Here is a 24,545-nt window from a genome sequence, read left to right on the forward strand (position 1 = left end):
TGATAACATTTTCACCCATGCTATTCAATTCCTTCAGCTTCCTGTTGGGCTTCCTGCCGGTCACCCTGATCGGCTATTTTCTGCTCGCGCGCCGCCACCCTACCTGGGGCGTGGCATGGCTGGCGCTGGCCTCCCTGTTCTTCTACGGCTGGTGGGACGTGCGCTATGTACCGCTGCTGCTTGGTTCGATCGTCGCCAACTATGGCTGCGCCCAGGCCATTCGGCGCGCCCGGGGCAGTGCGCGCAACTGGTGGCTGGGCGGCGCCGTGGCGGCCAACCTGGTGCTGCTCGGCTACTACAAGTACGCCAACTTCTTCTACACCAGCCTGACCGGCCAGCAGGCGGACGTCTTGCAGGTGGTGCTGCCGATCGGCATATCGTTCTTCACCTTCACCCAGATCGCCTTCCTGGTCGATACGGCGCGCGGCTTCGTGCAGGAAGGGCGCTTCATCCACTACCTGCTGTTCGTCACCTATTTCCCGCACCTGGTGGCCGGGCCGGTGCTGCACCACAAGGAAATGATGCCGCAGTTCGCTGACCCGCGGAATGCATTGCCGCGCGCCGAGAACTTCTCGGTCGGCGCCACCATTTTCATCATTGGCCTGGCCAAGAAAACGCTGCTGGCCGATACGCTGGCGCCCTACGCCAACGCGTTGTTCGCGGCACCAGGCGAGCCGACACTCCTGATGGCATGGGGCGGCGTGTTGGCGTATGCGTTCCAGCTCTATTTCGATTTCTCCGGCTACTCGGACATGGCGATCGGCTTGTCGCGCATGTTCGGCGTGCACCTGCCGCTGAACTTCAATTCGCCCTACAAAGCGCGCAATATCGTCGAATTCTGGCGGCGCTGGCACATGACCTTGTCGCGCTTCCTGCGCGACTACCTGTACATTCCGCTGGGCGGCAACCGCCACGGCGCCGTACGCGCCAAGGTGAACCTGGTGGCGACCATGCTGCTGGGCGGCCTGTGGCACGGCGCCAGCTGGAATTTCGTGTTGTGGGGCGGGCTGCACGGCGCTTACCTGGTCATCGCCCACGCCTGGCAGATGCTCAAGGCGCGCCTGGGCTGGCAAGGCGGCAGCAGGGCCGGGGCTGTCGCGGCCTGGGCGCTGACCTTCATTGCCGTGGTTTATGCCTGGGTCTTTTTCCGCGCGGCGGACCTGCCTTCCGCCTTGCGCATCGTGGCCGGCATGTCGGGCCAGTACGGCGTGGCGCTGCCGGATGCCATCGGCCGCCCGCCTGGGCGGGCTGCGCGAGGCGCTGGCGCCGCTGGGAATCAAGTGGTCGCTGGGTGGCGCCACCCAGTTCATCGAAACCTGGTGCTGGGTTGTGGTTGCCGCGCTGGTGGCTTTCTGCGCGCCCAATACCCAGCAAATCATGCATCGCTTCGAGCCCGCGCTGGACCATGACGGCACGGCGGCGCCGGCGCGCCTGGCCTGGCTGCCTGCACCGCGTCCGGCACTGGCGGCCGGCATGCTGGCCGTGCTCTGCCTGCTGGCCCTGTCGCGGCCAAGCGAATTCCTTTATTTCCAGTTCTGACCATGAGCAACGCTTCGCACCATCATTACTTGCGCAAACTGGGCCTGGCCATGCTGGCGGGCGTGCTGCTGGTGGCCAGCGTGGTCGTGCTGGCCGACCCCTATGGCCTGTACGGCGTGGTGCGCAAACCTGGCCTGAACGCCGACAAGCCGGTGCCGCAGCACTTCCGCAACGAGATCAAGCTGACGGGGGCCAGGCGCCTGGGCGCCAGCCAGTTCCTGCTCGGGAATTCGCGGGTGGAAGTCGGCTTCGATCCGGACAGCCCGCAGCTGGGCGGCGGCGCCTACAACCTGGGACTGGCGGGAACCGGCACCATGGTGGCGGTCGGGCAGTTGCGCTATCTGCGCAGCCTGGGCGTCAAGCCTTCGCGCGTGATTGCCGGCATCGATTTCCATGATGCCTTGCTGGCGCCGGGCCAGCGCGGCGGCGCACGCCAGGCGCCGGTGGCGGGAGCCGCCAAACTGGGCTGGCGCGTAGAGAGCCTGTTCTCGCTGGCCGCCTTGCGCGATGCGGCAACCACCTTTGCCATGCAGGGCGACCGCGAGGCCGAGACCATGACCGAGCGCGGGTTGAATCCCTTGAACCAGTACGTCAAATTTGCGCGCTACGACGGCTATTACAAGATCTTCCGCCAGCGGGCGGAGGAGAACGCGGCGTCGCTGGTTAAGAAAGCGCCAGGCGGCCTTGACCGCGCAGGACTGCGGGCGGAATTGCGCGCCCTGGTCGACGCGGCGGCGGGCGATAATCCCGGTGTCGACATGCACCTGATGGTGTACGCTTACCATGCGCAGTTGCTGGCGCTGTACGAGGCGAGCGGCATGTGGCCGCGCTTCGAGGAGTGGAAGCGCATCGTGCTGGAAGAAGCCGAGGCCGCGCGCGCCCGTTATCCACAGGCGCGCATCGTGGTGAACGACTTCAGCGGTTTCGGCGCATTCAATTGCGAGGCCATTCCGGGGCCGAACGAGAAGGGCACAACGCAGTGGTATTGGGAGGCCGGGCACCAGAAGCCCGCGCTGGGCGAGGAAATGATGCGGCGCATGCTGGCCGGCGCGCCGGAAAATGGCTTCGGCATGGCGCTGTCCTTGCAAAACCTGGAGCAGGACCGGCAGCGTATTGCCGCCGAGCGCACGGCTTGTGCTGCCGTACAACCGGCCCTGTTCGCCGAAGCACAAGAGCTGGTGGCGCGCGCGGCGCGCCGCCTGGAGCAGGGGCAATAAGGGAGCAATGAGATGGAAATGAAACGCATCAACGCAGGCAAGCTGCGCGCCATCGGCTACGACGAGCGCGCACGCATGCTGCGCATCGAGTTCGACGACGGCAGCGCCATCGATTACGAAGGCGTAGGGCGCGATGTCTGGCAGCGCCTGTCCACATCGGGCAGCGCGTGGAGCTTTTATCGCGACAACATCGAGGAAGAATTCAGCGGCCGCAAAGGGCGCGCCAAGCCGCAGGCGGGATCGCGCCCCGCCGGACTTGACGACTTGTTCGGCGACTGACGCCGCCGGCCCGCTTACATGTCTTTCAATCCGGTGATGGCGTAGCCTTTGCTGCCCATCTGCTGGGTCAGCCGGTCGATGTGGTAATCAGGCAGGCCTTGCACATCATCATCGACTTCCAGCGATTGCTCGGCTGGCAGCCAGTCGGTATTGATGGCTTCCTGTGGGATGGGTTTGCCCTCGGGCACGGCGAGGTAGGAAAAAATGCCGTCATGTTCGGCACGGCGGTAGATATCCAGGCGCATCTTCATCTCCCTTCAACTAGTCCTACGCACAGGCTGGCGTAACGCCTTGATTCTACTCCGCTTGCATGGCCGTGGCCATGCAAGATTGCTGGGCCAGTGAAGCGAGGCAGTAAAATTAACCAGGATCAACAAATTGCCGTGAAGCCCGCGAATTTCTCTATGCGTTTTCCGTTTCTGCTGCCGGCCGCCGGATTTTTCACCGCCTACCTGCTGTTCGACTGGATCACCTATGTCGAGCCGCTGCTTGGCCTGAACATCACTCCCTGGAATCCGGACACCGCACTGGGCCTGGTGTTCTGGCTGGTGTACGGCCGGCGCGCGGCGCTGACCTGGTTCGCGGCGCTGGTGGCCGGCGACGTCCTGGTGCGCGGCGTGCCGGGCGGCTTGGCCGGCACCCTGCTGACGGCCGCCTGGCTGACCTGCGGCTACGGCCTGCTGGGCGAGATCCTGCGGCGGGCCTTGGGCGGCGGTACCATTTTCAGTTCGCGTACCAGTTTCTACCGCTGGCTGATGATTGTAGCGGCCGGCACCATGCTGAACGCGGTCGGCCATATCAGCCTGCTGGCCTGGCTCGGGCTGGTGCCGTGGGGCGACTGGCTGCGCGCCGTATGGCGCTTCGGCTTCGGCGACATGGTGGGGGTGGTGGTCAGCATGCCGCTGCTATGGAAGCTGGTCAACCCGCAGGACCGGGCGCGCCTGCGCGAGGCGACCTGGAAGCCGGAAACCGTGGGCTACCTGGCGCTGGCGATTTTCGTGCTGTGGGCGGTGTTCGGCTACATCATGACGGCCGAGTTCAAGCACTTCTATTTCCTGTTCCTGCCGCTGATCTGGGCCGCTTCGCGCCAGGGCGTGCATGGCGCGGCGCTGGTGGTTTTCGTGCTGCAGCTGGCGATCGTGGCGCTGGTGCGGGCCAACCACGCCGATAACATCACCGTGTCCGAATTGCAGATGCTGGACGCGGTGTTGGCGCTGGTGGGTTTCTTCATCGGTATCGTGGTCGATGAGCGGCGCCAGGTGGCGGAGGAATTGAAGCAGACCTTGCGCCTGGCCGCAGCAGGCGAAATGGCGGCCGCGCTGGCGCATGAACTGAACCAGCCGATGACGGCGCTGGCGGTGTACGGCAAGGCGTGCGAGCACCTGCTGGCACGCGGCGATGCGGGCGAACTGCTGAAAAATGCCATTGGGCAGATGATCAATGAATCGGCGCGCGCGGCGGAAGTGGTGCGGCGCCTGCGCGACTTCTTCCGCACCGGCGCCATGCAGCTGGAGTCGGTCGCCGCCGCTACCCTGCAGGCCGGCATCGTGCAGCAATTCCGGCCGCAGTTCGCCGAACACGGGGTGGTGGTCAGCATCGCCGAAGCACCGGCGCTGGCGGTGCAGGTCGATCGCCTGCAGGTGGAACTGGTGCTGCGCAACCTGCTGGCCAATGCCCTGGATGCGGTGCGCATGCGTCCTGCCGGGCAGCGCAGCATCAGCCTCACGGCGGAAAATATCGGCGGCAAGCTGCGCTTCACGGTGGAAGACAGCGGCGACGGCCTGACGCAGCAAGCGGCGGGGCGGCTGTTCGAGCCTTTCGTGTCGACCAAGGCCAGCGGCATGGGTTTGGGACTGGTGCTGAGCCGCTCCATCGTGGAGGCGCACGGTGGAACTTTATGGGCAGAAGTTGCCGATCACGGCATCTTTCGATTTATACTGCCGGCGCTGGACTCTGGAGAATAGCCTTGTCAAATCTTACTGTTTTCATCGTCGACGATGATCCTTCACTGCGCGATGCCCTCGGCCTGCTGCTGGGCGTGCGCGGTTACCGCACCGCCGTTTTTGCCAGTGCCGAAGCCTTCCTGCAGGCCTGGCTGCCCGAATGGGCCGGCTGCCTGGTAGCCGACATCCGCATGGACGGCATGGACGGGCTGACCTTGCAGCGCAAGCTCAATGAAATGAACTGCCTGCTGCCGGTGATTATCGTGACCGGCCATGGCGACGTCAGTTCGGCGCGCGAAGCCTTCAAGGCGCGCGCCGTCGATTTCCTGGAAAAGCCGTTTGACGACGACAAGCTGATTGCCGCCATCGAAGAAGCGTTCTCGATGCAGTTGCGCCAGCGCCAGGACCAGGACCGCCGCCAGCAGCGCGACCAGTTGCTGGGCGAGCTGACCCCACGCGAGCGCGAAGTATTCGAACTGGTGGTGATGGGGCGCCACAACCGGGAAATTGCGCCGCAATTGAATATCAGCGTGCGTACCGTGGAAGTGCACAAGGCGCGCCTGATGGCCAAGTTGGGCGTGGATAACGTGGCCGACCTGGTGCGCGTCGCGCTGCGCGAATGAGCGCCGGCTAAGCCCCGACTAAACTCCGGCCAAGCCTCGATTCCGCGCCGATCAGGCGGCAGTGCCTGCGCCCAGCTCGCGCAGGCCGGCGACGGCTTGCGTGGTCTTGTCTTCGGCCCGTTTCAGCACCACCGAGCGGTTGCTCGATTCCTGGTCGCGTTTCGCTTCGCGGTGCCACAGGTGGTACACCTCGGTGGCGAAAGCGCCGCTCTTGCGCATGACGCCGGCATTGAACAGGCGCACCACCAGGTCGGAATCTTCATGGCCCCATCCGGTGAAACTTTCGTCGAAGCCGTTCACCAGCTCCAGGTCGCTGCGCCAGACCGCCATATTGCAGCTCTTGATCCGGCGCCAAGTAAAGCGCTTGCTTTCGCGGCCCAGGTCCGGCAGGGTCAGCATCGTCTGCAGGAATTTATTGGCGCTGCCGGCCAGGTACAGCTTGAATTTTTCCAGCGGCCCCAGGCGCTGGATGTCGAGGTGCTGCTCCAGCAAACGGCGCGTATAGGCTTCGCTCAGCAGCACCCGGCTGCCGGTCACCACGAAGCCGGGTTTGGACAGGCGGCGGTGGTTGGCAATGAAGTCCTGCTGCGGCACGCAGTCGCCATCGATGAAGATGATGTATTCACCCTGGGCCGCCAGGGTGCCCAGGTTGCGCGCGCGCGCGGCGCGAAAGCCGATATCTTCCTGCCATACGTGCTTCATCGGCACCGGCGAGCGCGCCTGCAGGGCCGCTATGGTTTCCCGCGTGTTGTTGGTCGATCCGTCATCGGCGATAATGATCTCGAAGTTTTTGTCGTCCTGCGCAAAACAGGCCTGCACCACGGCCGACAGAGCGTCCGGACGATTGTATGTGGTGATAATTAACGAGATGGTTGAAGCTTGTCGCATGGATGCTAAAAAATTAAGAAGAATTGCCGTCCTGCTGGCAGGCGCCAATCCGCCAGTATATCAGCGCCTGATCGCCGGCACCGCTTGCGGCGTACCGGAGGCTCGCCCGTGAGGACCCTGGTGATCTCTCCCAACTGGATCGGCGACGCCGTGATGGCGCAGCCGCTGCTGCAGCTGCTGAAGGCAGCCCACCCGGAGCGCCCGATCGACGTGCTGGCGCCGCCTGCGGTTGCCCCGGTCTGGCGCCAGATGGCGGAAGTGGCCGAAGTGCTGGAGACCCCGTTCCGCCATGGTGCGCTGCAGTTGAAGGAGCGCTGGCGCTTTGCGCGCCTGCTGCGCCAGCGCGGCTATGCCGACGCCTATATCCTGCCCAACACGCTGAAATTCGCCCTGATCCCGTGGCTGGCCGGTATTCCGCGCCGTGTCGGCTACAAGGGCGAGAGCCGCTATGGGCTGATCAACGTGATGCACCATGACGACACGCCGCCGCGGCCGATGGTGCCGTTCTATGCCGCGCTGGCCGATGCGCCGGCGGCGCCGCTGCGCAGCAGCCTGCCCAAGCCGCGCATGGCCGCCAGCAGCGAGCAGATGACCGCTGCCTGCGCCAAGGCCGGCCTGGATCCGGCGCGCCCGCTGGTGGTGTTTGCGCCGGGCGCCGAATTCGGCGCGGCCAAGCGCTGGCCGCCCGCGCATTTCGGCCAGTTGGCGCAGCAGATCCTGGCACGCGACCCGCAAGCCCAGGTTGCGCTGCTCGGTTCGCCCAAGGACGGCCCGGCATGCGATGAAGTCATTGCCGCTGCCGGTGCGCCGGCCGGCCTGGCCAGCCTGGCCGGCAAGACCAGCCTGGCCGATGCCGTGGCCCTGATTGCCCGCTCGGCGGCCGTGGTCAGCAACGACTCCGGCCTGCTGCACGTGGCTTCCGCGCTGAACCGGCCGGTGATTGCCATCTACGGCCCGACCGATCCCGATCACGCGCCGCCATTCTCCGACCTGGCGGCCTCGATCTCGCTGCGCCTGGAATGCTCGCCATGCCGCCAGCGCGAATGCCCGCTCGGCCATCAGAACTGCATGCACGGCATCAGTGCCGGCCAGGTGTGGCAAACGCTGGAGCCCATGCTCAACCGTTGACGATGGGCTGGGCGATGATCCAGAGGCTGAGCAGGGTGTAAGCCACCATCAGCGCCAGCATCGGCAACTGGCTGCGGGTGGCGCGCGTCCCGAACTGGCGCAAGGCCGTCTGGTGCCCCAGCCATACCGCCGCCACATGTCCCGCCACGATGGCGAACAGCGACACGTACCAGACCATGCGCGCATCGACCAGGCCCAGCCGGACGAAGTAGAAGCGGGTGCCGAACAGGTCCCATCCGAGGTTGAGCGGATCGGAAGCGAGGGGAATCAGGTATTGCCCCGCCATGGCCAGGAACGACAGGTAATGGGCGAAATGGTAGGCGATCGCAATCGGCACCAGCGTCAGCACATACCAGCCGGCCGTCGGCGCCAGCGTGGCACCGCCGCCGCAGCAGGCGATCGCTCGGCACACTGCCAGGTAAGCCAGCAGGAACACGGCCGGCAAGATGCATAACGCCGCGCAGCGCAGCAGGGCGGGCGGCAACGCCACCGCGTCTTGCAAATCCAGCCACGGCTGGGTCTCCAGCAAGCCATCCAGGCTGACGGAGGCCAGCATCAGCATCACCAGCACGATATGCGACCAGCCCAGCGGCGCCCGCACCAGCAGCCCGGCGCCGAAAGGCCGCAGCTGCCAGCGGCCCCGCCGCACCTGGTTGGGCGCAAAGCGCGCCAGCATGCCGAATACCACGGCAAACACCTCGCCATGCGCCAGCCAGGTGCGGCGACCGAACAGGAACATGCCCAGCCAGGACAGGCAGGAATAGGCCAGCATGGCGGCGGCCAGGCTGGCCGGCTGCTCGCTGCCTTCCCAGTTGAGCTCCATGTTCACGAAGGCGAAGAACAGGAGGGCTGCCGGCCACACGCCGGCCCAGCGCGGCCAGGCCAGGACGGCGCGGCGCTCGCCCAGCGTCCAGCGGTACATGGTATCGAGCGGATTGACCAGCGCCCACAGGTCGCCCAGCAGGGCCGATACGAAAGCCAGGCCAACCCACCAGACCGCCCATACCATGGCGGGCGCGATATTCTTGAACGGATTCTGGGTCCCGAAAAAGCCGGCGCAGAGCACCAGCAGGTACAGCGCCAGTACCGCCAGCCGCAGGCTGGTCGCCAGTGCGCCGGCCAGCGGTATGTGTTGCAGCAGAGTGAAAGCCTGTCCCGGCGCGCGCGGCTGCAGATGGCGCTGGCGCGCCAGCAACAGGAAGGTGACGGCGACAGTGGCGCCGGCGCCGGCCATGAACATCCATAAAGGCAGCGGCAGGTCAAAGCGCTGGCCGAATCCATGCGCCAGCGCCGGCAATGGAATGGCAGCCAGCAGCCAGCGCTTCATCTGGGAGTGACTTCCACGTAAAGCAGGGCAGGCGCATGGCGCTGGCCTTTGCCATGCGCCGCAAGGGGGAAGCGGCCGGCAGTCTGCGCCTGCAGTTGCAGGCGCCCGGGTTTGCCGGGCTTGAGCGACAACATCAGGTCATAGCCGTGCAGGTGCAGCTCGAGCGGCGTATCGCTGCGCAATTGCAGCACCAGCGTGTCGCCCTGCGCAAGGCGCAGCGTGGGCGCGGGACTGGCAATGCGCTGCTGCCTTATTTCGAAACTGGCACTCTGTTGCGCGGCACCCACAGGTGCCCCCGCCAACAGCGTTAGCGTTGCAATCAGCCAGTATTGGCGGGGCAGGCGCATGTGGAGATTCTACTCCGGCAGGCGTAGTATTCAACGACTGACCCTGCAAAAGAAGGAGTGGACCATGCGTATCCGTTTCCTGCTTCCCCTCGCAGTCGCCCTGGGCGCTCCGGCCCTGGCCAACGCCGAGATCCTGGCGATGATGAATTATGAAAGCAAGTCCGCCGAGTCGCTCAAGGCGCTCAAGAACCCGGTGGCGCCGGCGGCACGCAAGGAGGGCATTGCGATTGTCGATGTCGATCCCAAGTCCAGGACCTTCGGCAAGATCGTCAAGGACATGCCGCTGCCGTCCGACCTGGTGGCGCACCATATCTTCTATAACCACGATATGAGCAAGGCCTATATCACGGCGCTGGGCAAGACCGAACTGCGCGTGATGGATATGAAGTCCAGGGACTACGCCATGACCACCGTCAGCATCCCCGAATGCAGCGTAGGCGAGGATATGGCATTCTCGCCCGACCACAAGCGCTGGTATGTCAGCTGCATGGGCAGCCAGGCCATGGTGGTGGGGGATGCCGTCAGCGACAAGGTATTGTCGACCATCAAGGTGGCGGCACCGTATCCGCACGGCCTGGCAGTTTCCGGCGCCGCCGACCGGATCCTGCTGACATCGACCGTGCGCGCTTCCGACCTGGGCGACGCGGGGGAGGTGATCAGCGCGGTGGAAGCCAGCACCGGTAAGGTGCTGGGCACCTACAAGGTGTCCAGGAAGGCGTCGCCGGCCGGCGAGGCGCCGGTGGAAATCCTGTTCGTGCCGAATGCCAAACCCGCCGTGGCCTACATCACCAATATGTATGGCGGCACGCTGTGGACGGCCAGCTGGAACAAGGACAAGAAGGATTTCGAGGTGGCGCAGGTGTATGACTTTGCCGAAGCCAAGGCAGGGGTGCCGCTGGAAATCTACTTCAACAAGGCTGCCACGCGCCTGTATGTGAGCAGTGCCAAGCCGGGCCAGCTGCACATCTTCGACATTTCCGCCAAGGTGGGGGAGCCGAAGCTGCTCAAGTCAATTCCCACAGCGGAAGGCGCGCACCACGTTGCCTTCACCAAGGACGGCAAGTATGCCTTCGTGCAGAATGCCTTGCTTAACCTGCCGGGCATGAGCGACGGCTCGGTCACCGTGGTCGACCTGCAGTCCGGAACCGTGGTTGCCAGCATGGATACGCTGAAGAACGCGGGCCTGAACCCCAACAGTATCGTGCTGCTGCCGCAGTGGAACGAGATGATGGGGCATTGAGCTTGCCGGCGGCACCGTTATACTCGCGGCATGACACCGCTGGTCCTGATTCCCGGCTACATGCTGGACGACGCATTGTGGGATGGCATGCTGCCATTCCTGCCGCCCGAACTACCGCTGCATTTCGCCAGCCTGGCCGAAGGCGATTCCATCGCCGCCATGGCGCAGGCAGTATTGGCGAACTGCCCGCCGCAATTCGCCTTGCTTGGCTTCTCGATGGGCGGCTATGTCGCGCGCGAAATCGTGCGGCTGGCGCCCGGGCGTGTGCAGTCGCTGGCGCTGGTCGCTACTTCCAGCCGGGCCGACTTGCCGCTGCAGGTTGAGCAGCGCAGCAGGGCGGCGCGCGCCAAACCTATCGGCGCCTTCCGTGGACTGGGGCGCGCCGCCATCGCGCAATCGCTGCACCCGGATAATTCAACGAACGAAGCGCTGGTGGCGCAGGTGCGCCTGATGGGCGAGCGCCTTGGCCGCGAAGTCTTCATACGCCAGTCGCTGATCGTGCGCGATGCCGATACCGCCCGCCTGCCTGACGTCCAATGTCCTACCCTGGTGGTTGCGGCAGCCGACGACCAGTTGCGCAGCCCGGAAGAGGCGCGCGAGCTGGCCGACGGCATTCCCGGCGCAAAGCTGGTGACGGTGCCGAACGCGGGTCACCTGATTCCCCTCGAACAGCCGCAGGCGCTGGCCAATGCCATTTCGGTGATTTTTCGATAGCATGTTGCCGAAACATTAACGCTATACTCGGCCCGTATGGGCTATCACATTTCCATTTTGCGTGCGGCTTCCGATCCCATCGGGTTGGAGGAAGTGACGCAGGCCATCAGCCGGATGTCCGGACGCCTCGCATTCGACCAGGATGCGCAGCCGGACCCGCTCATCTGTCGCCCCGAGCAAGGCGACGAGAGCGAAATCATGCTGCTGGAGGATGGAGAACTCTGGGCCAAGAACCCCAGCGTGGAGTTCCTGCGCCTGATGATTGAACTTGCCGGCTTGCTGGGTGCCCGCGTGCGAGGCGATGAACTTGAAACCTATCGCACGCCGGACGAAACCTACCAGCATCCCGACGACAGTGAATTGATTGCGGAGGCGGCGGAGCTATCGCGCAAGATGGCCAGCCGGCAGCAGAGCAGGGATTGGTTCGCCCGCTTCGTGATGATCGGGGTGTTTGTATTGATCGGGTGCGTCTACGCCCGTTTTATCAAATAAGGCACCGGCATCGATGACAGTTCAGCGACTGGCGATTGCCCTCTGTTCTATTTGGCTGGCCTCCTGCTCATCCTTCGCGCCAGGCGATCTCCGGCTCAAGTCGGTTGAAGTTGCGTATCTGGACCGGGCTAGCTTCAAGCCTGAAGAAGCAGGTGAGGTGAGCCCCGGCCCGGCGCAGGCGCAAGACGCGATCGAAGTCCTGAAAATCAGCTTTTATTCAAAGAAAAATCTGTTCGAAGTGCGGCGCACGACGGGGTTCAATATCGGGGCCCAGGCCGCGTCCTGCCAGCCAATCAGGGGCAAGTTGCTTGAAGTACCTGCGGGATATGTTTACGGGAAGGGGCGCTCCGTCAATGCGAAGCTTGAAGGGCTGGCGGAACTGGCCGCAACGCAGGACTTTACCTATGCGGTGTATACCCCGGTCAGGCGCGAAGCATTGATAGGAGCGCGAATAGGGGAACCGCAATTCGACTTGCAGCGCGAGCCGTTTGACATGTGCTTGGCGGTACATGGGGGTAATATGCTCGGCATGGAATTCACATCGAATGTGCTGCTGGTTCCGCAGGATCTGATTGCGTCCGCGTTCCGCAAAAATTCACCTTAAAAAACCAAGAGAGAGCGACGCATGAAGAAGCTTCATTTGCCTGGATTGCTTGTTGCGCTGGTATGCGCTGTGCCGAGCGTTCAGGCGAGTTGCCATGCCGCCTTGAAGGAGCGCTTGCCGCAGTCGGGTACTGTTATCTTCGGCGAGATGCACGGCACGAACGAGATTCCGGCATTCTTCTCGGCCTGCGTGCGCGAGTTCGTCGAGCGCGGCGAGCCGGTCAAGGTATTCCTGGAATTCGACGCTTCTGACACCGAGCACACGGGGCAATATCTTCGCGGCGAGATCGACGAAGCCGCTTTGCTGTCGTCGCCGCGCTGGCGCCGGCTTGATGGACGCACCAGCCAGGCCATGCTGGAACTGCACCGTGCGCTGAAAGGCGTACAGGTGGCCGGTTTCGTGCCCTTGTATGGCGCCGCCGACATCAATGCCGGGATGGGCGAGAGCTTCCTGCGGCAGCGGCTGGAAACCGGTTACAACCTGGTCCTGGTAGGTGGAGTCCATGCACAACTGGCGGCGGGGAAGGGCGATATTTATGCGTCGGTGCCGTTCGGCCAGTATATCCAGGCCAGGTCGAAAAATGTCCTCAGCCTGCACGCTCGCTACACCGGCGGGAAAGCATGGGCTTGCGCGCCATATTGCGATGCCAATCCGCTTGACGGCAATGAGCCTACCGGCGCCACGCTGGCCAGGCGCATCGGCTTCGGCGGCAAAGACCGCCGCTTCAGCGGCTATTTCAGTGTGGGCGCCATCAGCGCGTCGCCGCCGGCGTTGCAGGACTGATCAGGCCAGCTTGAAGCGGCCGACCTGGCCGGTCAGGCGGCCGGCCTGGTCCTGCATCGCGCTGGCCGCCGCTGCCGCCTGTTCCACCAGCGCGGCATTCTGCTGCGTCACATTATCGAGCTGCACGATCGCCTGGTTGACCTGCTCGATGCCGACCGTCTGCTCGCTGCTGGCCGAGGCGATTTCCGACATGATGGAGGTAACGCGCTGGATGCTGGACACCACTTCATCCATGGTGCTGCCGGCCTGGTTCACCAGCGCACTGCCGGCCTGCACCTGCTGCACCGTGTTGTTGATCAATTCCTTGATTTCGCCTGCCGCCTGCGCGCTGCGATGCGCCAGGCTGCGCACCTCGCTCGCCACCACGGCAAAGCCGCGTCCCTGTTCGCCGGCGCGCGCCGCTTCCACCGCAGCGTTCAGCGCCAGGATATTGGTCTGGAACGCGATGCCGTCGATGACCGCAATGATGTCCACGATCTTGGCCGAAGCCGCATTGATCGAACCCATGGTGTGGACCACCTCGCTCACCACGCTGCCGCCGCGCGCCGCAACGTCGGAGGCGGTGGCTGCCAGCTCGCGCGCGGCGCGCGCATTGTCGGCATTGGTGCGCACCGCGGACGTCAGTTCCTCCATTGACGATGCGGTCTGTTCCAGCGTGCTGGCCTGGTGTTCGGTGCGCGCCGACAGGTCATGGTTGCCGGAGGCGATCTGCTGCGAGGCGGTGGCGATGCTCTCGGTGCCGTGCCGCACTTCGCTGACGATGCCGGCCAGGCTGTCGTTCATTGACTTCAGGGCTTTCAGCAACTGGCCCGATTCGTCCTCGCCATGCGCCTCGATGCGGCGGCTCAAGTCGCCGTCCGCCACAGTCTGGGCAATCTGCACCGCTTGATTGAGCGGCTTGACGATGGAGCGGGTGGTCAGCCAGGCAAAGCCCACGCCCAGGGCGACAGCCGCCACGCCCAGCATGATCAGCAGGTTGCGGCCACTGCGGTTGCCGGCCTGGATTTCAGCGGCAAGCGCATCGAGGTTGCGGTGCTCGGCGTCCGTGACTTCATCGAGCGCGCCCAGGTAGCTCACGCGGCGCGCTTCCATGTCGACGAACAGGCGCTGCGCGGTTTGCATATCGCCGTCGGCCTTGGCTTTGTAGACCGCCTTGCGCTGGTCGACATAGGCCTTGCGGTTATCCAGCACTTTTTCGTAAGCGCTGCGCGAAGCGGGATTGGTCAGCAGCTTGGCCAGCAAGTCCTGGATCTCGGTAGCGCGGCCGGAAGCGGACTTCATCTGCGCTTCGATGGACTTCTGCTGCTCCGCGTCGGACACCATATAGGCAGCCGTGGTGCGGGCCGCATTCACCTCAACCACTTTCTGCCACTCGGCGACCAGGCGCTCGTTGCGCACGTTTTCGGCCACCAGTGCCTCGGTTTTTTCGCTGGCGCTTTGCAAACGCATGATGCCGACCAGCGTCATCGCCGCCAGCAGCAGCAGCACAACGGCAAAAGCCAAGCCAAGGCGCGCACCAATTTTCATGTTTTTCATCGCGGTCTCCCCAGATGTATGACAGCCGGTCTCTGCCGTTTGTTTCACGATGGTAACGCGAAATAGGTCCGCTTTAGAAAAATAAGTCGCGCGATGTCAAGTGGGCATCTGGCAAATTAAATAAAATTAATAATAAAACACCAATTTACCTACCGTGCCAGTTGGCTTGAGTTAAAATTCCCGCGTTGTGCGGTAGCGGTCGAGCGTGCCTGTCCACATCCGATGGCACAAAGTGAATGTTCAGCGGGCTTTTCGAAGGATGCGGAATGATTTTAGAGACGGACGGGATGACAGCCGGCGGCGCACTTTACTGTTGCCCGGGCTCGGAAAGGATGGGCTGATGTCCGTTGAAGACGTGGCCATCTCGGTCCGCGACCTGAGCAAATGCTTCCAGATTTATGACAAGCCGCGGGACCGTTTGCTGCAGATGTTCGTGCGCGGCCACAAGAAGTTCTATCGTGAATTCTGGGCGCTGAAGAATGTCTCGTTCGACATCCGGCGCGGGGAAACGGTCGGTATTGTCGGTCGCAATGGCAGCGGCAAGTCGACTTTGCTGCAGGTCATTTGCGGCACGCTGAACCCGACTTCCGGCAGCGTGACCACGCATGGCCGGATCGCCGCCCTGCTCGAATTGGGCTCCGGCTTCAATCCCGAGTTCACCGGCCGCGAGAACGTGTACCTGAACGCCTCGGTGCTCGGCTTGAGCGATGCCGAAATCGACGCCCGCTACGATGAAATCGTCGCGTTTGCCGGTATCGGCGATTTCATTTCCCAACCGGTCAAGACCTATTCCAGCGGCATGCTGGTGCGCCTGGCATTTGCGGTGGCGATCAACGTCGACCCGGAAATCCTGGTGGTGGATGAAGCGCTATCGGTCGGCGATGAACTGTTCCAGCGCAAGTGCTTTGCCCGTATCGAAGCGATTCGTGCCAAGGGTGCGACCATCCTGTTTGTTTCGCATTCGGGCAGCACGATCGTCGATTTGTGCGATACCGCGATCTTGATGGATGGCGGCGACAAATTGCTGGAAGGCGTGCCAAAGCAGATTGTCGGGCGTTACCAGAAACTGCTGTATGCGCCGCCCGACAAGCAGGCGGAAGTGCGTGAGCAGATCCAGCGGGCCGAAGAGTCCAGGCTGAACCTGGGCGTGGACAATGTGCACAGCGAGCATGCCCAGGCGCTGCTGCCGGAAGCCGAGGAGCAGGAACGGTTCGACAGCAGCCTGAAGCCGAGCAGCACCATTGAATACGAATCGAACGGTGCCCTGATCGAATCGGTCGAAATCCGCACGCTTGGCGACCGGCGCGTCAACATCCTGCTGCGCGGCCGGGAATACCGTTATGTGTATGCCGTGCGCTTCCTTGAAGCGGCCAGCAATGTCCGGTTCGGCATGCTGATCAAGACCCTGAACGGCATCGAACTGGGAGGGGCGGTATCGTCGCCGACAAGCCAGATCGCCTTGGAAAGGGTCGCGGCAGGCACTGTCTACAAAGTAGAATTTCGCTTTTCCTGCTCGCTGAACGCGGGCCTGTATTTCCTCAATGCCGGTGTCGCGGGCGCAATCAATGGCGAAGAACGCTACCTGCATCGCCTGCTCGACGTTTCCATGTTCCGCGTGCAGTCAAGCGAACATGATATGGCAACGGGCATTGTGGATTTCAATTGCTATCCAGAAATAGAACTGCAGTAGTTAACGATGAAAGCAGACCGATATGTCAGGAGCAAAAACAAGCAAGGTGCTGATCGTATTGGGCATGCACCGCAGCGGTACCAGTGCCATTACGCGCGGCTTGCGCGTGATGGGCGTGGAGTTGGGCAACCGGCTCATTCCACCGATTGAAGGCAATAACGACAAGGGCTTTTGGGAGGATATCGACCTCAACGCCTTTGATAATGAAATTCTCGCGGAACTGGGGCAAAGCTGGTTCAGCCTGACTCCCATTGACGAAGCGGATATCGCATTGCTGAAAAAGCGCGGCTATTTCCTGCGCGCGTTGGAGCTATTGGGAGCCAAGATCGGCGATGCAGAAGTATTCGGCTTCAAGGATCCGCGCGTGGCCAAGTTGCTGCCGTTCTGGCGCGAAGTCTTCGCCCACTGCGAGCTCGATGTTTCGTACGTCATCGCGCTGCGCCACCCGCTGAGTGTTGCGCAGTCGCTGGTCAAGCGCGATGCGATGGATAGCGAGCAGAGCTACCTGCTCTGGCTGGGCCACATTATTCCCGCGCTGGTCCAGAGTGCGGGCAAGCCACGCATCGTCACCGATTACGACCAGATCATGGCGGCGCCGGAGCAGGAACTGCAACGCGTGGCAAATGCGTTCGGCCTGCAGCTCAGCGCAGAAGCCATGGCGGACTATCGCAACGAATTCCTGGACCCTAAGCTGCGCCATACGGAGTATGTTCCGGAGGACCTGCTGCTGGACGTTCGCTGCCCGCCGCTGGTGTACGAGATCTATTCGGTACTGAACGACCTGGCACACGGCCGGCGCAGCTTCGCAGAACCGGACCTGGAGCAACGGATCGGGCGCTGGGCCCAGGAATTCGAGCGCATGAACGTCGTCATGCAGCTGGCGGATCGCCTCGCAACGCGCGTACAGGCTGCACTGGCCGAGGTCAAGGAGCGCGAGGGCGAGATCGGCGCGCTGCAGCAGAGCAGCGCTGAGTTGCAAGGCGTCATATCGGGACTGGAAAAGCGCTGTACCGAATATGACCTGCGCTGTTACGATTATGACCGGCGCTGTGCGGACTATGACCAGCGCATTGCGGACCATGACCAGCGCTGCATGCAGATGGAGCATGCCGTCATGGCGCAGAGCGCACACATCATTCATCTGGAACAGCATATCCAGGCGCGCGCCGATGAATACCAGGCCTTGGCTGGCGAACACCAGGCGCTGTCGGCGGTACATCACGCTCTCGGCCAGCGCGCGGACGCCATGCTGGCGGAGCATACGATGCTGCAGTCGGAGCATAGTGCCATCCGTGACGACAACCTGGCGATGAAGGGCCACATTGAACGCCTCCACGCCTCCAACAGCTGGCGCGTTACTGCGCCGCTGCGCAAGATCAGCGCCGTGCCGCGTGCCGGCAGGCGGGTCTTGGTCGGCGCTGCGATGGCCTCGTACCGTGCATTGCCGGTCTCGCCATCGGGCACACAAAAGCTGAAGAGCGGCGTGTTCAGGTACTTCGGTTTCGCCTTCAAGCGCGTGCCTGCCTACCAGCGCTGGATGGAGTACCAGGAAATCCAGCGCAACTGGGAGGTCCCGGAGCCCGATGCATTGCTGGCCCAACCGGCCATCCCGGCGCCCAGTGGCGCGGCCCTCAATCCGCCGCTGCCGATGGCGGACGGTGTCTGGGAATGGCAGGACTATGCGCAGGTCAAGGCCAATATCGCGCAGGCCAAGGCAAATCGTCTGGCCAATGCCGAAGTCATGCCGTACGAGATGATCAAGATCGCGAAAGGCAACCTGCGGCGCACTGCCGAAGCGCTGGCCTTGCCGCCGTTGGTGGCAAGCCCTGAGGTGTCGATCATCCTGCCGGTCTTCAACAATATCGCGTTGACCCTGGAATGCCTGGCATCGATCGCCAGGCACGTGGAGCCGGCGCATACCTTTGAAATCATCGTGGCGGACGATTGTTCGACCGATGAAACCGGGCAGTTGCTGGCGCTGGTCAAGAACATCCGCTACAGCCGCGGCGACAGCAACCTGGGCTTCCTGCGCAATTGCAACCGCGTCCTGGGCGAAGTCAATGGCCGCTACGTCCTGTACCTGAACAACGATGTGCAGGTGACTGCCGGCTGGCTCGGCGCGCTGCTGGCAACCTTCTCGCAGAAGCCGAATGTCGGCGCCGTCGGCCCGCGCTTCGTCTACCCGAGCGGCCACCTGCAGGAAGCCGGCGTGGCGTTCACGCCGGACGGTGCTGCCAGCATGATTGGCCTTAACGACAATCCGAAGCTGGCGCGCTACTCCTACCTGCGCCGCGTCGACTATGTCTCGGGCGCCTGCCTGCTGCTGCCGACCGGGCTGGCTATGAAGATCGGCGGCTTTTCCGAAGAGTTCCTGCCGTGCTATTGCGAGGATGCCGACTTGTGCCTGAGCGTGCGCGATGCCGGTTTCGACGTTTATTACAATCCGGCTGCCACCATCATCCATCACCTGTCAAAGACGACGGCGCACAGCGATGCCAGCTTCAAGATGCGCGCCATTAGCGCCAACCTCACCCGGCTGCGCCAGAAATGGACGCCGAGGCTGGAAAGCCATATGGACCCACGCTTGATCGCCTTCTTCCTGCCGCAGTTCCATCCGATCCCGGAGAACGACCAGTGGTGGGGCAAGGGCTTCACGGAATGGACCAATGTCAGCAAGGCGCAGCCTAACTTTGTCGGCCACTATCAGCCGCGGGTTCCCGCCGACCTGGGCTATTACGACCTGCGGCTGATTGAAGTGATGAAGCAGCAGGCCGAACTCGCCCAGCGTTACGGCGTGCACGGCTTCTGCTATTACTATTACTGGTTTGACGGCCACCGCCTGCTTGAACGTCCGGTCGAGCAATTGCTGCTGTCGGGCGAACCGGCGATGCCGTTCTGCCTGTGCTGGGCGAACGAAAACTGGAGCCGCCGCTGGGACGGGCAGGAGCACGAAGTGCTGATGGCGCAGTCGCATTCGGCCGCCGACGATATCGCTGTGATCACGGACCTGATCCGCTTTTTCAAGGACAAGCGCTACATCCGCATCGACGGCAAGCCGCTACTGCTGATCTATCGCGTTATGCTGTTCCCGGATTTTGCAGCAACGGCCGAGCGCTGGCGCACCGTTTGCCGTGAACAGGGGATCGGCGAGATTTACTTGGCCATGGTCGAATCGTTCGAGATGGTGCATGCCAATGTGCACCCTTCGACATTCGGCTGCGATGCGGCCGTCGAATTCCCGCCGCAGGGGTTGGCTGAACAGAAAGCGCCAAGCGGTGAAATCCTGAACCCAGGCTTCGCCGGTAGCGTGGCCGACTACCGCGACATAGCGGTGCGCTATGCTACCCGTGAAGCGCCGGCCTACACCCGCTTCAAAGGCGTGATGCCGGGCTGGGACAATACCGCGCGCCGCGGCGGCAACAGCTTCTGCTTCGAGCACGCCACCCCGGGCGCGTTCCAGGGCTGGCTGGAAGAGACCATCGACGAGACGCGCAAGCAGCATCACGGCGACGAGCGCCTGGTCTTCGTCAACGCCTGGAACGAATGGGCGGAGGGCGCTTACCTGGAGCCGGACCGCCGCTTCGGCCACACCTACCTGGAAGCAGTGCGCAATGCGCGCGAGGCCGGCCGTTTGCTGGCCAAAAGTTAAGAAAGCCATGTAAAGCATGATTACATCCACACAAAACGACGTTTGCCTGGTGGGACATCCGTACACGCCGATCGGTATGGGCGAGCATGTACGCGCCACTTTCCGTTCGCTGCGCGCGGCAGGGCAGGCACCCCGGCTGCTCGATATCTACAAGCTGGAACAGCCGTCGGCAGCGGATCACTCCGAAATGGGGGCATCATTGCAAAACAAGCTGTCGCCGATCAACGTCTTCCATATCAATGGCGGCGAAGTCGAACAAGCGTGGCAGCACCTCAGCTACCACGGCCAGTGGGACGGCTACAACGTGGTCTACCCGCTGTGGGAACTGCCGCGCTATCCACAGGAGTGGGCCCAGCAGCTGGACCGCTTTGACGAGATCTGGGCGCCATCGCGCTTCATCCAGGCGAGCCTGGAGAAAGCGTGCAGCAAGCCGATCCATTACATGCCGATGTCGTGCGAAGTGGCGCTGACCGGCTTCATGGGCCGTCGCTTCTTCGGCATCCCGGAAAGCGATTACACCTTCCTGTTCTTCTACGACCTGCGCTCCTACTCGACGCGCAAGAATCCGGCCGGTGTACTGAAAGCCTTCCGCGGCCTGCTGGCCAAGCGCCGGTACGCCAAGGCGCACCTGGTGATCAAGGTCAACGGCGTCGACACCAACCCGGACGCCTTCGCCGAACTGCAGCAGGAAGTGGCCGACCTGCACGCCAGCGTTACCCTGATCCAGCGCGTCATGTCCGGCGATGAAGTGAAGAACCTGGTGCGGTGCTGCGATTGCTTCCTGTCGCTGCACCGCTCGGAAGGCTACGGCTTCGGCTGTGCCGAGGCCATGTCGCTCGGCCACCCGGTGATTGCCACCGCCTATTCCGGCAATATGGATTTCATGGCGCCGGAAGTGTCGTTCGGCGTTGATTACAAGCTGATTCCGGTATTGGAAGGCGAATATCCGCATCATGAAGACCAGGTATGGGCCGAGCCGGACTACGAGCAGGCCGTGCGCTACATGGTCGAACTGGTCGACGCGCCGGAACGGGGCAGGGCGCTGGGCGCACTGGCGCGCCAGCACATGCAAAGCCGGTTCGCCTACCGCCCGATCGGATTGAATTACATAAACCGGCTGGATGCCATTCGTCGTACCCTTGGCTGAACCTGGCTGGCAGCGCGCCTGGCAGGCCAGCCTCAGGCCAGGCCTTCCTGCATCAACAGCGCGACGCTCTGCTCGATGGTCTGCTGGCCGCTGTCGATCGTGACCTGGGGCGCCAGCGGCGCCTCGTACGGGCTGCCGATGCCCGACATGTTCGGCAGCTGGCCGGCGCGCGCTTTCTTGTACAAGCCTTTCGGGTCGCGCTGTTCGCATACTGCCAGTGGCGTGCTGATATACGCCTCGACGAAATTGTCGCTGCCGATCAGCTCGCGTGCCATCTCGCGTTCGCGGCGGAAGGGCGAAATGAAGGCGGTGATGACGATCATGCCGGCATCGAGCATCAGCTTGGCAACTTCGGCAATGCGCCGGATGTTCTCAACGCGGTCGGCATCGGTGAATCCCAGGTCGCGGTTCAGGCCCTGGCGCACATTGTCGCCGTCCAGCAGGTAGGTGCGCTTGCCTTCCGCATGCAGCGCTACCTCCAGCGCGTTGGCGATGCTTGATTTGCCGGCGCCGGACAGGCCGGTAAGCCAGATCACCTTGCCGCGATGGCCATTCAGTTTTTCACGCGCCGCACGGTTGATCGACAATGCCTGCTTATGCACATTCTGTGCTCGGCGCAGGCTATGGCGCACCATGCCGATGGCGACCGTAGCGTTGGTATAGCGGTCGATCAGGATGAAGCTGCCCAGCGGTTTCGATGTCCCGTAGTTCTCGAACACCATCGGTTTGCTGAGCGCAAGGGTGCAGACCGTGATGCTGTTCAAGGTCAGCTGATTGATGGCATGGTGCGCCAGCGTATTGACGTCGATCTCGTGCTTGATCTTGGTGACCGAAGCGGCGCCGCTTTGCGTCGCCAGCTTGATGTGATAGCTGCGCCCCACCAGGCCGGGCTCGGGATCGGTCCAGATCAGCGTGGCTTCCAGCTGGTCGGTCAGTTCGAGCGGCGCCTTGGCCAACGACAGGATGTCGCCGCGCGAGGCGTCGATTTCGCTGGCCAGCCGCAGCGTGACGGCATCGCCACGCGCGGCGCGCGGCAGCGAGCCGTCCATGGTGACAATCTCTGCGATGCGGCTGGTCTGGCCTGACGCGCTGACGCGGATCTCGTCGCCGACACTGAGCGCGCCTTGCGCCACCGTCCCGCTGAATCCGCGGAACGATGCGTCCGGACGGTTTACCCACTGCACCGGGAACACCGGTTTATCGGCGGCAGGCAATTCAATCTTCACCGTTTCCAGGTAGCCAAGCAGGGTCGGTCCGGCATACCAGGCCATGTTCGGCGAACGTTCGCATAGGTTGTCGCCCTTGAGCGCGCTGAGCGGGATCGCCGTGACGCCGGCAAACTTGAATGTGGCGGAGAATGCCGCGAAATCCTCGCTGATCCTGGTGAACACGTCCTGCGCGTAGCCGACCAGGTCCATCTTGTTAATTGCCAGCACAATGCGGCTCACGCCCATCAGCGACGCCAGGAAGGCATGGCGCCGGGTCTGGGTCTGCAAGCCGTTGCGGGCGTCAACCAGCAGCACGGCGACATCGGCAGTCGACGCTGCCGTCACCATATTGCGCGTATATTGCTGGTGGCCGGGCGTGTCGGCGATGATGAAGCGGCGCTGGCTGGTGCCGAAGAAACGGTAGGCGATATCGATGGTGATGCCTTGCTCGCGCTCGGCCGACAGGCCATCGACCAGCAATGCGAAGTCAATCTGTTCGCCCTGGGTGCCGAACTTCCTGGACTCCCTCTGCAGCGAATCGAGCTGGTCATCGAGCAGTTGCTGCGATTGCCACAGCAGGCGGCCGATCAGGGTGCTTTTCCCATCGTCGACGTTGCCGCAGGTGATCACGCGCAGCAGATCCTGGCCGTCCTGCTGGCGCTGCAGCGTTTCCAGGCTGGTGAGCGGGTGGATGCCGCGCGGCGGCTGGCTCTGTGCGGCGCGTGATTTCTTTGGACGGGCCATCAAAAATATCCTTCCTGTTTTTTCTTTTCCATGCTGGCCGATGCATCGTTGTCGATGGCACGGCCTTGCCGTTCCGAGTTGCGCGCATGAACCAGTTCCATGATGATCTCCGGCAGGGTGGTTGCGGTCGATTCGATCGCGCCGGTCAGCGGGTAACAGCCCAGGGTGCGGAAGCGGACGGTTTTCTTGAAAATCTCCTCGTCCGGGCCGATCGGCATGCGGGCGTCATCGACCATCAGCCACATGCCGTCGCGCCGGACCACCGGGCGTTCCTTGGCAAAGTAGAGCGGGACCACGGCAATGCCTTCCTGGTGGATGTATTGCCAGATATCGAGCTCAGTCCAGTTTGACAGCGGGAACACGCGCACGCTTTCACCCTTGTTCTTGCTGGTGTTGTACAGGTTCCACGGTTCGGGGCGCTGGTTCTTCGGATCCCAGCGATGGCTGGCCGAGCGGAAGGAGAAGATGCGTTCCTTGGCGCGCGACTTTTCCTCATCGCGCCGTGCACCGCCGAATACCACGTCAAACTGGTGTTGGTCCAATGCCTGCTTCAGGCCCGCCGTCTTGGTGATGTCGGTATGCAGCGCCGAGCCATGGTCGAATGGGTTGATGTTCTTTTCGATCGCCTCGGGATTGGTGTGGACCAGGATCTGCATGCCGCTCTCGCGCACCATCGCATCGCGGAATGCATACATTTCCTGGAACTTCCAGCGCGTGTCCACATGCAGCAGCGGGAACGGCGGCAGCGATGGATAAAAGGCCTTGCGCGCCAGGTGCAGCATGACCGAACTGTCCTTGCCAAGCGAGTACAACATGCAGGGCTTGCCGCCGGCGGCGACCGCTTCGCGAATGATCTCGATGCTTTCTGCTTCAAGGCGTTTCAGGTGCGGCGACATGCCCAGCACAGGACCGCGGCTGACCTTTGGCCTGGTTGCCCGGTAGCCAAGCAGGCAGAACTGGATTTCCTTGCTGTCCGGCAGGCCTCGGCACATGGCGCTCAACTGGCCATGCGGGATCAGCGCCAGCGGTTTGCCGATGTGCGCCTGCAGCCTGGCAATGCCGGCTGCCACCGTTGCGGTGTCGGCTTCCTTGCCGCCCAGCGGCAGCCAGTAGCGCGCACCGCGCGCGTCATTGAAATGCAGACAGGATTGTCCGCCTGGCAGGCTGGACAGTTGCGCGAATATGGCCAGGATGCGCTTGCTGCGTGCCTGGTTGATCTCCCATTCCAGCACTGCCGGTGTCGGCTGCTGTCCTTCTTCATCGCGCAGCATTGCGGGCCCAAGCGACTCCGGCAGCAACGCGAGTTTGTGCAGCAGGCGCTCGGCGGTGCGCTTGGTGTCGGCCACTCCCAGCTCTTGCAGGTGACGGTAGGCGCGTTCGGTATCCCAGGGACCATCCGAATCCAGGTTGAGCAGCGGGGCGTGCGACGTCGTCATGCATTCCTCGG

General features: G+C 63.1%; 22 protein-coding genes. 15 read left to right on the plus strand and 7 right to left on the minus strand.

Features of this window, described 5'->3' with window-relative positions; all coding sequences use genetic code 11:
- The first annotated feature begins 17 nt into the window (after positions 1 to 17).
- The 4 genes from ACQ4MM_RS16825 to ACQ4MM_RS16840 are packed head-to-tail and all read left to right on the plus strand — an operon-like array spanning position 18 to position 3,035.
- Positions 18 to 1,409 carry an MBOAT family O-acyltransferase gene (locus ACQ4MM_RS16825; protein WP_431478422.1) on the plus strand — a complete coding sequence of 464 codons (1,392 nt, stop codon included), beginning with the start codon at positions 18 to 20 and terminating at the stop codon, positions 1,407 to 1,409.
- Positions 1,378 to 1,539 (plus strand): hypothetical protein, encoded by a 162-nt coding sequence (locus ACQ4MM_RS16830; RefSeq protein WP_431478423.1) that lies wholly within the window; start codon positions 1,378 to 1,380, stop codon positions 1,537 to 1,539. Before ACQ4MM_RS16825 ends, ACQ4MM_RS16830 begins: the two co-directional genes overlap by 32 nt.
- A gap of 2 nt (positions 1,540 to 1,541) precedes the next feature.
- Entirely contained in the window at positions 1,542 to 2,756 is a 1,215-nt protein-coding gene (locus ACQ4MM_RS16835) for a hypothetical protein (protein WP_431478424.1), read from the plus strand.
- Positions 2,757 to 2,774: 18 nt separating this feature from the next.
- On the plus strand, positions 2,775 to 3,035 hold the full coding sequence (locus tag ACQ4MM_RS16840) for a KTSC domain-containing protein (RefSeq protein ID WP_431478425.1): 261 nt from the start codon (positions 2,775 to 2,777) through the stop codon (positions 3,033 to 3,035).
- Positions 3,036 to 3,049: 14 nt separating this feature from the next.
- Here ACQ4MM_RS16840 and ACQ4MM_RS16845 read toward each other — a convergent pair whose 3' ends face one another.
- Positions 3,050 to 3,280, minus strand: coding sequence for a DUF6139 family protein (locus ACQ4MM_RS16845; protein ID WP_055931772.1), 231 nt, complete (start codon positions 3,278 to 3,280; stop codon positions 3,050 to 3,052).
- Between the two features lie 159 nt (positions 3,281 to 3,439).
- On the opposite strand from ACQ4MM_RS16845, the gene ACQ4MM_RS16850 reads away from it, so the two are divergent.
- Both ACQ4MM_RS16850 and ACQ4MM_RS16855 read left to right on the plus strand, forming a co-directional pair.
- Entirely contained in the window at positions 3,440 to 4,999 is a 1,560-nt protein-coding gene (locus tag ACQ4MM_RS16850) for an ATP-binding protein (RefSeq protein ID WP_431478426.1), read from the plus strand.
- 2 nt (positions 5,000 to 5,001) lie between these two features.
- Positions 5,002 to 5,601 (plus strand): response regulator transcription factor, encoded by a 600-nt coding sequence (locus ACQ4MM_RS16855; RefSeq protein ID WP_431478427.1) that lies wholly within the window; start codon positions 5,002 to 5,004, stop codon positions 5,599 to 5,601.
- 51 nt (positions 5,602 to 5,652) lie between these two features.
- Here ACQ4MM_RS16855 and ACQ4MM_RS16860 read toward each other — a convergent pair whose 3' ends face one another.
- Positions 5,653 to 6,489 (minus strand): glycosyltransferase family 2 protein, encoded by an 837-nt coding sequence (locus ACQ4MM_RS16860; RefSeq protein ID WP_431478428.1) that lies wholly within the window; start codon positions 6,487 to 6,489, stop codon positions 5,653 to 5,655.
- A gap of 117 nt (positions 6,490 to 6,606) precedes the next feature.
- Between ACQ4MM_RS16860 and waaF the strand changes: the two genes are divergently transcribed.
- Complete coding sequence (gene waaF / locus ACQ4MM_RS16865) at positions 6,607 to 7,617, plus strand: lipopolysaccharide heptosyltransferase II (RefSeq protein WP_431478466.1); 1,011 nt, start codon at positions 6,607 to 6,609, stop codon at positions 7,615 to 7,617.
- On the opposite strand, the gene ACQ4MM_RS16870 is transcribed toward waaF, so the two are convergent.
- On the minus strand, positions 7,607 to 8,944 hold the full coding sequence (locus tag ACQ4MM_RS16870; RefSeq protein ID WP_431478429.1) for a hypothetical protein: 1,338 nt from the start codon (positions 8,942 to 8,944) through the stop codon (positions 7,607 to 7,609). The two genes, waaF and ACQ4MM_RS16870, sit on opposite strands and share 11 nt — an antisense overlap.
- Complete coding sequence (locus ACQ4MM_RS16875; RefSeq protein WP_431478430.1) at positions 8,941 to 9,291, minus strand: hypothetical protein; 351 nt, start codon at positions 9,289 to 9,291, stop codon at positions 8,941 to 8,943. The genes ACQ4MM_RS16870 and ACQ4MM_RS16875 overlap by 4 nt, the downstream gene beginning before the upstream one ends.
- Positions 9,292 to 9,355: 64 nt before the next feature.
- Here ACQ4MM_RS16875 and ACQ4MM_RS16880 point away from each other — a divergent pair, with 64 nt between their 5' ends.
- From ACQ4MM_RS16880 to ACQ4MM_RS16900, 5 genes are read left to right on the plus strand one after another with little or no spacing between them, the layout of a single operon-like run.
- On the plus strand, positions 9,356 to 10,531 hold the full coding sequence (locus ACQ4MM_RS16880) for a YncE family protein (RefSeq protein ID WP_431478431.1): 1,176 nt from the start codon (positions 9,356 to 9,358) through the stop codon (positions 10,529 to 10,531).
- 30 nt (positions 10,532 to 10,561) lie between these two features.
- The gene (locus ACQ4MM_RS16885) at positions 10,562 to 11,245 is read left to right on the plus strand and encodes an alpha/beta fold hydrolase (RefSeq protein WP_431478432.1); all 684 of its coding nucleotides are present in this window, start codon (positions 10,562 to 10,564) and stop codon (positions 11,243 to 11,245) included.
- 36 nt (positions 11,246 to 11,281) lie between these two features.
- Positions 11,282 to 11,737, plus strand: a complete 456-nt coding sequence (locus ACQ4MM_RS16890; RefSeq protein WP_431478433.1) for a hypothetical protein — start codon at positions 11,282 to 11,284, stop codon at positions 11,735 to 11,737.
- A 13-nt stretch (positions 11,738 to 11,750) separates the two neighbouring features.
- Complete coding sequence (locus tag ACQ4MM_RS16895; RefSeq protein WP_431478434.1) at positions 11,751 to 12,341, plus strand: hypothetical protein; 591 nt, start codon at positions 11,751 to 11,753, stop codon at positions 12,339 to 12,341.
- 21 nt (positions 12,342 to 12,362) lie between these two features.
- Entirely contained in the window at positions 12,363 to 13,124 is a 762-nt protein-coding gene (locus tag ACQ4MM_RS16900; protein ID WP_431478435.1) for a hypothetical protein, read from the plus strand.
- Here the strand turns inward: ACQ4MM_RS16900 and ACQ4MM_RS16905 are convergent, their stop codons facing one another.
- A complete protein-coding gene (locus tag ACQ4MM_RS16905) occupies positions 13,125 to 14,660 on the minus strand; it encodes a methyl-accepting chemotaxis protein (protein WP_431478436.1) in 1,536 nt (511 codons plus the stop codon).
- Positions 14,661 to 15,000: 340 nt separating this feature from the next.
- Here ACQ4MM_RS16905 and ACQ4MM_RS16910 point away from each other — a divergent pair, with 340 nt between their 5' ends.
- Genes ACQ4MM_RS16910 through ACQ4MM_RS16920 form a run of 3 tightly spaced genes read left to right on the plus strand, consistent with a single transcriptional unit; the run spans position 15,001 to position 21,146 of the window.
- Complete coding sequence (locus ACQ4MM_RS16910; RefSeq protein WP_431478437.1) at positions 15,001 to 16,350, plus strand: ABC transporter ATP-binding protein; 1,350 nt, start codon at positions 15,001 to 15,003, stop codon at positions 16,348 to 16,350.
- Between the two features lie 22 nt (positions 16,351 to 16,372).
- On the plus strand, positions 16,373 to 19,999 hold the full coding sequence (locus tag ACQ4MM_RS16915) for a glycoside hydrolase family 99-like domain-containing protein (RefSeq protein ID WP_431478438.1): 3,627 nt from the start codon (positions 16,373 to 16,375) through the stop codon (positions 19,997 to 19,999).
- Between the two features lie 16 nt (positions 20,000 to 20,015).
- The gene (locus ACQ4MM_RS16920) at positions 20,016 to 21,146 is read left to right on the plus strand and encodes a glycosyltransferase family 4 protein (protein WP_431478439.1); all 1,131 of its coding nucleotides are present in this window, start codon (positions 20,016 to 20,018) and stop codon (positions 21,144 to 21,146) included.
- Positions 21,147 to 21,178: 32 nt separating this feature from the next.
- Here the strand turns inward: ACQ4MM_RS16920 and cysN are convergent, their stop codons facing one another.
- Complete coding sequence (gene cysN / locus ACQ4MM_RS16925) at positions 21,179 to 23,098, minus strand: sulfate adenylyltransferase subunit CysN (RefSeq protein ID WP_431478440.1); 1,920 nt, start codon at positions 23,096 to 23,098, stop codon at positions 21,179 to 21,181.
- Entirely contained in the window at positions 23,098 to 23,994 is an 897-nt protein-coding gene (gene cysD, locus ACQ4MM_RS16930) for a sulfate adenylyltransferase subunit CysD (RefSeq protein WP_431478467.1), read from the minus strand. The genes cysN and cysD overlap by 1 nt, the downstream gene beginning before the upstream one ends.
- Positions 23,995 to 24,545 lie beyond the last annotated feature (551 nt).

This window comes from Massilia eburnea, assembly GCF_050709955.1.
In the GTDB taxonomy this organism is placed as follows: Bacteria; Pseudomonadota; Gammaproteobacteria; order Burkholderiales; family Burkholderiaceae_D; genus Rugamonas; species Rugamonas eburnea_A.

Bases quoted from the DNA above. Each gene is read 5' to 3' on its own strand.
- ACQ4MM_RS16825 (WP_431478422.1), top strand. From the start codon at position 18: ATGCTATTCAATTCCTTCAGCTTCCTGTTGGGCTTCCTGCCGGTCACC.
- ACQ4MM_RS16830 (WP_431478423.1), top strand. From the start codon at position 1,378: ATGCATCGCTTCGAGCCCGCGCTGGACCATGACGGCACGGCGGCGCCG.
- ACQ4MM_RS16835 (WP_431478424.1), top strand. From the start codon at position 1,542: ATGAGCAACGCTTCGCACCATCATTACTTGCGCAAACTGGGCCTGGCC.
- ACQ4MM_RS16840 (WP_431478425.1), top strand. From the start codon at position 2,775: ATGAAACGCATCAACGCAGGCAAGCTGCGCGCCATCGGCTACGACGAG.
- ACQ4MM_RS16845 (WP_055931772.1), bottom strand. From the start codon at position 3,280: ATGCGCCTGGATATCTACCGCCGTGCCGAACATGACGGCATTTTTTCC.
- ACQ4MM_RS16850 (WP_431478426.1), top strand. From the start codon at position 3,440: ATGCGTTTTCCGTTTCTGCTGCCGGCCGCCGGATTTTTCACCGCCTAC.
- ACQ4MM_RS16860 (WP_431478428.1), bottom strand. From the start codon at position 6,489: ATGCGACAAGCTTCAACCATCTCGTTAATTATCACCACATACAATCGT.
- ACQ4MM_RS16870 (WP_431478429.1), bottom strand. From the start codon at position 8,944: ATGAAGCGCTGGCTGCTGGCTGCCATTCCATTGCCGGCGCTGGCGCAT.
- ACQ4MM_RS16875 (WP_431478430.1), bottom strand. From the start codon at position 9,291: ATGCGCCTGCCCCGCCAATACTGGCTGATTGCAACGCTAACGCTGTTG.
- ACQ4MM_RS16880 (WP_431478431.1), top strand. From the start codon at position 9,356: ATGCGTATCCGTTTCCTGCTTCCCCTCGCAGTCGCCCTGGGCGCTCCG.
- ACQ4MM_RS16885 (WP_431478432.1), top strand. From the start codon at position 10,562: ATGACACCGCTGGTCCTGATTCCCGGCTACATGCTGGACGACGCATTG.
- ACQ4MM_RS16890 (WP_431478433.1), top strand. From the start codon at position 11,282: ATGGGCTATCACATTTCCATTTTGCGTGCGGCTTCCGATCCCATCGGG.
- ACQ4MM_RS16895 (WP_431478434.1), top strand. From the start codon at position 11,751: ATGACAGTTCAGCGACTGGCGATTGCCCTCTGTTCTATTTGGCTGGCC.
- ACQ4MM_RS16900 (WP_431478435.1), top strand. From the start codon at position 12,363: ATGAAGAAGCTTCATTTGCCTGGATTGCTTGTTGCGCTGGTATGCGCT.
- ACQ4MM_RS16905 (WP_431478436.1), bottom strand. From the start codon at position 14,660: ATGAAAAACATGAAAATTGGTGCGCGCCTTGGCTTGGCTTTTGCCGTT.
- ACQ4MM_RS16910 (WP_431478437.1), top strand. From the start codon at position 15,001: ATGTCCGTTGAAGACGTGGCCATCTCGGTCCGCGACCTGAGCAAATGC.
- ACQ4MM_RS16915 (WP_431478438.1), top strand. From the start codon at position 16,373: ATGTCAGGAGCAAAAACAAGCAAGGTGCTGATCGTATTGGGCATGCAC.
- ACQ4MM_RS16920 (WP_431478439.1), top strand. From the start codon at position 20,016: ATGATTACATCCACACAAAACGACGTTTGCCTGGTGGGACATCCGTAC.
- cysN (WP_431478440.1), bottom strand. From the start codon at position 23,098: ATGGCCCGTCCAAAGAAATCACGCGCCGCACAGAGCCAGCCGCCGCGC.
- cysD (WP_431478467.1), bottom strand. From the start codon at position 23,994: ATGTCGCCGCACCTGAAACGCCTTGAAGCAGAAAGCATCGAGATCATT.